This window comes from Polaribacter sp. BAL334, from assembly GCF_015767435.1.
GTDB lineage: Bacteria > Bacteroidota > Bacteroidia > Flavobacteriales > Flavobacteriaceae > Polaribacter.
Window position 1 is genome coordinate 1 of sequence record NZ_JADWOV010000131.1, and the last position, 686, is coordinate 686.

Sequence of the window (686 nt, forward strand, 5' to 3'; positions counted from 1 at the left end):
TGGGTATACTTTACAAAGCTCTAAAAAGAGCAAACCCTCAGGATAGAACATTGCCTGAGAAATATTATGCTGCAACAGCAAAAAATGGTAGCTCAGATTTTGAAACCTTGGCAGAGATGATTTCTGAGCAATCAGCTTTATCAGCTACAGATTGTTTGGCGGTGCTGAACATTCTGGAAGTAAACATCGTAAGAGAGTTGCGACAAGGACGTATCGTTCGTTTAGGAAAGCTAGGTAGTTTTCAAATTTCGATCAGTTCGCAAGGACTTGATACGCAAGATGAAGTCACTGCGGATGCCATTAAAGGGGCCAAAATCCTTTTTAGACCTGCTAAGATGATGCGAAATTTGCTGAAAAACCTTTCGTTTAACCGAGAGTGATAAAAGGCAGTTGCATCAAAGATAAAAACTAGGTTTTTATTTTGGTCACAAGTAGTAAAAGAAACCCCGATAGCGAACGTTGTCGGGGTTTTTTATGCAGGATGATTTCATAAGCTATTGTATTTAGGCAGAAGAGTAGTGTGCTTTTTTTTTACGATTTTCCTTTTGTTTGAATTGCTGACGTAAATGATAATTGATTTATTTGTATTTTGGGGGCTGTATGGGCAACTCTGTTTTTAAAGAAAGTGATCTAAAGTTGCGGATATATAGTAGTTGTAGGTAATGCTATGAATGACAATGTTTAAA

The 686-nt window shown here is 37.3% G+C and carries 1 protein-coding gene; it reads left to right on the forward strand.

Annotation, left to right across the window (positions count from 1 at the left end; all coding sequences use genetic code 11):
• Positions 1-380: HU family DNA-binding protein (locus tag IU405_RS00690; protein WP_197436729.1), on the forward strand; the 380-nt coding region annotated here is incomplete at its 5' end.
• Positions 381-686 lie beyond the last annotated feature (306 nt).